Here is a 4527-nt window from a genome sequence, read left to right as displayed (position 1 = left end):
GGTCCAAACGTGGGACAAAATTATATCGTTGATACCTTCATGGTAGTGGTGGTGGGGGGAGTGGGTAATCTCCTGGGAACTATTATCGCAGCTATGGCCATCGGTGTGGCTAATTATTTAATTGGTTCGGGAACTTTTGCCCTGATTTTTGGTTCCGTAGAAGCACTAAAACCCCTAACGGATTTCTTCACCTTTTTCTCCACCACTAGCATGGCAAAAGTGATGATTTTTGCTTTAATTATTGCTTTCTTGCAATTCAAACCTGCGGGAATTTTTCCTCCTAAAGGACGTACTGCCGAGTTATAGATTATGATTAGCGAAACCATCACTAGAAACGAATCCCGACAACGGGAAAAGAAAAAGTTAATCACGGAAATCGCTGTTATTGTTGGTTTAGTGGTCATCTTTGCGGTGTTACTGCCCTTAGCTTTGTCGGCTTTCCGCTTGCGTTTATTGGGGCGATTTCTTTCCCTCGCTATTGTTGCTTTGGGGATAGATTTAATCTGGGGTTATACGGGTTTATTAAGTCTTGGTCATGGCATCTTTTTTGCCCTCGGTGGTTACGCTTTGGCCATGTACCTAAATCTTCAGTTACCCCCCGGACAAATGCCCGAATTTTTTACTCTCTACGGGGTGACAGAATTACCTTTTATTTGGCAACCTTTTTATTCCCTACCTTTGACAATTCTAGCCCTAATTATCGTACCAGCGATCGTGGCAGGATTATTGGGTTATTTAATCTTCCGCAACCGCATTAAAGGGGTTTATTTTTCGATTTTAACCCAAGCGGCTTTACTGGTATTTTTTAACTTTTTTAACGGTCAACAGAAGTTAATTAACGGCACTAATGGCTTAAAAACCGATACCCAAACAATTTTCGGTTTGCTGGTGGGTTCCGATGCCGTTCAAGTGGCCTTTTATTTACTCACAATTGTCTGTTTACTGGCTATTTATCTGCTCTGTCGTTGGTTAACTACCGGCAGATTTGGGCGCTTGTTAGTCGCCATTCGCGATGATGAGGTGCGTGTCCGTTTTTCCGGTTATGATCCTACTTGGTTTAAGGTGTTAGTTTTTGCCATTTCTGGGGCGATTGCCGGTGTTGCCGGCGCTCTTTATACCGTGCAAACGGGAATTATCACCCCTAACTCTATGGATGTGGCTTTTTCCATTGAAATGGTGATTTGGGTGGCTGTGGGGGGACGTGCTACCCTTGTGGGGGCAGTTGTCGGTACTTTATTAGTACGCCTAGCCCAAACTTTTTTAAGCGAACAATTTCCGGAAGTCTGGGTATTTTTCCAAGGGGCCCTATTCCTAATTGTGGTGACAGTGCTTCCCGATGGTCTTCTCGGTGGGATTAAACGTTTGCTGACTCATTTTGGTTTCCGCAAAACTTTAATTACCTATCCTAGTATTGAGGAAGCTCCGGAAGTGCAACTGGAAAGAGAAGAATTAGAGCATAAGTGACCTTAGCTATCAGTTATCAGTTATCAGTTATCAGTTATCAGATGTGAGTTTTCAGTTCACTGATTACTGCTGACTGTTCACTGAAAATACTTCCCAATTCCCTCTTAGAAATTATGACTGGAAAAATCTTAGAAATCGAGAATCTTACCGTTAGTTTTGGGGGTTTTAAAGCTCTCAATAATCTTAATTTCAGTATGGATACGGGAGAATTACGGGTGATTATCGGTCCCAATGGTGCGGGAAAAACCACTTTTTTAGATGTGATTACGGGGAAAGTGCAACCCACCATCGGACGGGTATTATTTAAAGGTCGAGATCTCCGCAAAATTCCCGAATATGCGATCGCTCGTTTAGGTATTGGTCGCAAATTCCAAACTCCCAGGGTATATTTAAATCTAACTGTCCGAGAAAATCTCGATTTAGTTAGCAACCGTAATAAAAATGTTTTCTCGACTCTTTTCGGTCGTCCTCCCCTAGAAGATAGCAGACAAGTTATTGGTTTATTGGAAATTATCGGGTTAACTGCTAAAGCTGATTTATCCGCTTCTTTACTTTCCCACGGGGAAAAACAACGCTTAGAAATAGGACAATTAGTAGCCCAGTCACCAGATTTACTGCTAGTAGATGAACCCGTGGCAGGATTAACCGATGAAGAAACGGAAAACGTGGGTAATTTGTTATTAAATTTAGCGGAAAGTCATTCGATTATTGTCATTGAACATGATATGGAATTTGTCCGTCAAATTGCCCGCAAAGTCACGGTTTTACACCAAGGAACTGTTCTCTGTGAGGGGAATATGGAGCAAATTCAAAATGATCCGAAAGTTATTGAAGTTTATCTAGGTTCCTCGGAAGAATAAAAAGTCAAAGGATTAAAATTAGTTAAAAAGGGTTGACAATGTTACACATATCTGAACTCAATGTTTACTACGGAGAAAGTCATATTTTAAGAGATGTTGACCTTAACATTAATGCGGGAGAAATGGTCTGTTTAATCGGACGTAATGGCGTGGGTAAAACTACCCTATTAAAAACCTTGATGGGTATCTTAAAACCGCGAGCGGGAACAATTAATTATGAGCAAGAAAACCTGATTAATAAAACCTCAGATCAAAGAGCCAGATTAGGACTGGGTTATGTGCCGCAGGGTAGGGATATTATTCCCCGTTTAACGGTAAAAGAGAATTTAACTCTCGGTTTGGAAGCTTTACCCACAAAAAGAAAAAATGCCACAATTCCCGAAGAAATCTTTGATTTATTTCCCGTTTTAAAAACCATGTTATCGCGGATGGGAGGAGATTTAAGCGGTGGACAACAACAGCAATTAGCCATCGCTCGCGCTTTAGTGGGGGAACCAAAATTATTAATTTTAGATGAACCCACGGAAGGAATTCAACCGTCAATTATTCTCGAAATTGAAGCAGCGGTGCGGCGTATTGTTGCCAGTAAAGGAATCGCCGTTTTATTAGTAGAACAACACCTGCATTTTGTCCGCCAAGCTGATCGATATTACGCCATGCAGAAAGGGGGAATTGTTGCTTCCGGTTTCACGAGCGAATTAAGTCAAGAAGTCATTCAGCGATTTTTGGCGGTTTAAACTTAACTTTTTCCTTGATATATGACTCAAATAGTCGTAATTGGTGGCGGGGCAGCGGGATTTTTTGGCGCAATTAAAGCGGCAGAATCTAACCCAAAAGCTGGCGTTACTATCCTAGAAGCGGCAAAAGAACCTCTAGTTAAAGTGCGGATTTCGGGAGGGGGACGCTGTAATGTCACCCATCATTGTTTTGATGTTTCCCAATTGGTTAATTATTATCCTCGCGGTGGCAAAGCACTACGGGGAGCTTTTAGTCGGTTTCAACCCCAAGATACTATTAAATGGTTTGAATTGCGGGGGGTAAAACTCAAAACAGAAGCGGATGGACGAATGTTTCCCAGCACCGATAATTCTGAAACTATTGTTAATTGTCTGCGGGAAAGTGCGACTTTTGCTGGGGTTGATTTAAGGCTAAATTCCCCAGTTAAATCGGTTAAAAAACAGGAAGAAAGTTTTTTAATTGAATTAAAAAAAGATGAGCAAATTAGGGCAGATAAGCTGTTAATTGCTACGGGAAGTAGTCCTTTTGGTTATCGCACCGCTCAAGATTTAGGTCATTCTTTAGTCTCTCCTGTCCCTTCTTTATTTACCTTTCAAATTGCCGATGCTCGTCTGAAAGATTTGTTAGGGGTTACTGTGGATAAAGTGCGAGTTCGTCTTGGGGGAAGCAAATTAGAACAAATCGGACCTTTATTAATTACCCATTGGGGAGTTAGTGGACCGGCTATTTTAAAACTCTCTGCTTGGGGAGCGCGGGTGCTTCACGAGCATCATTACCGAATGCCTTTAATCATTAATTGGTTGGGGGATTATCATCCTGAAAAATTGCGAGAAATTATCTTACAAACTAAAAGTGAATATCCCAAAAGAAAACTTTTTAATTATTGTCCTTTTGAACAGTTACCTAAGCGTCTTTGGCAGAGTTTATTAAGTTACTTGACTGTTAACTCGGAAACTCCCTGGGCAGAATTATCTAAAAATACTCTCAATAGATTGATGATGGAATTACAGCAAGGGGAATATCAAATCAAAGGGAAAGGAGTGTTTAAGGAGGAATTTGTCACCTCTGGGGGAGTGAATCTTCAGGAAGTGGATTTTAAAACTATGGAAAGTAAAATCTGTCCGGGGTTATATTTTGCCGGGGAGGTACTAGATATCGATGGAGTCACGGGGGGATTTAATTTTCAAAGCGCTTGGACCACTGGTTATCTCGCCGGACAAGCTATGGGCAATAGAAGGGTGTAGGAAGCACCGGAGAGGGGGAAGTGGGGAAGTGGGGAAGTGGGGAAGTGGGGAGCCTTTTTTCAGTAAACAGTAAACAGTGAACTGAAAACTCACATCTGACAACAAGGGCCGAATCTAAGACCTAATTGGTTAAGCTAAAAGCTTTGATGTGCTTAGTTTCTAACCTTCTTTTTAGGTAGGAGAATTGTCAGATTCTGTCTTTTGCCTCTTGCCTGTTGCCT

At 41.6% G+C, this 4527-nt stretch carries 4 protein-coding genes and 1 pseudogene; all 5 read left to right on the top strand.

The window, feature by feature from the left end:
* Nucleotides 1-306 (top strand): annotated as a pseudogene (locus PX481_RS05460) (branched-chain amino acid ABC transporter permease); the annotation flags it as partial.
* Nucleotides 307-309: 3 nt separating this feature from the next.
* Entirely contained in the window at nt 310-1464 is a 1155-nt protein-coding gene (urtC, locus tag PX481_RS05455; protein WP_288028050.1) for an urea ABC transporter permease subunit UrtC, read from the top strand.
* 113 nt (nt 1465-1577) lie between these two features.
* On the top strand, nt 1578-2324 hold the full coding sequence (gene urtD / locus PX481_RS05450; RefSeq protein ID WP_002759860.1) for an urea ABC transporter ATP-binding protein UrtD: 747 nt from the start codon (nt 1578-1580) through the stop codon (nt 2322-2324).
* A gap of 38 nt (nt 2325-2362) precedes the next feature.
* Nucleotides 2363-3061 (top strand): urea ABC transporter ATP-binding subunit UrtE, encoded by a 699-nt coding sequence (urtE, locus tag PX481_RS05445; protein ID WP_002759861.1) that lies wholly within the window; start codon nt 2363-2365, stop codon nt 3059-3061.
* A 21-nt stretch (nt 3062-3082) separates the two neighbouring features.
* Nucleotides 3083-4306, top strand: a complete 1224-nt coding sequence (locus tag PX481_RS05440) for a BaiN/RdsA family NAD(P)/FAD-dependent oxidoreductase (protein WP_002759863.1) — start codon at nt 3083-3085, stop codon at nt 4304-4306.
* The last annotated feature ends 221 nt before the right edge of the window (nt 4307-4527 follow it).

The sequence above is a fragment of the Microcystis sp. M53603_WE2 genome, assembly GCF_030065435.1.
This window is presented reverse-complemented; position numbering and strand designations above follow the sequence as displayed.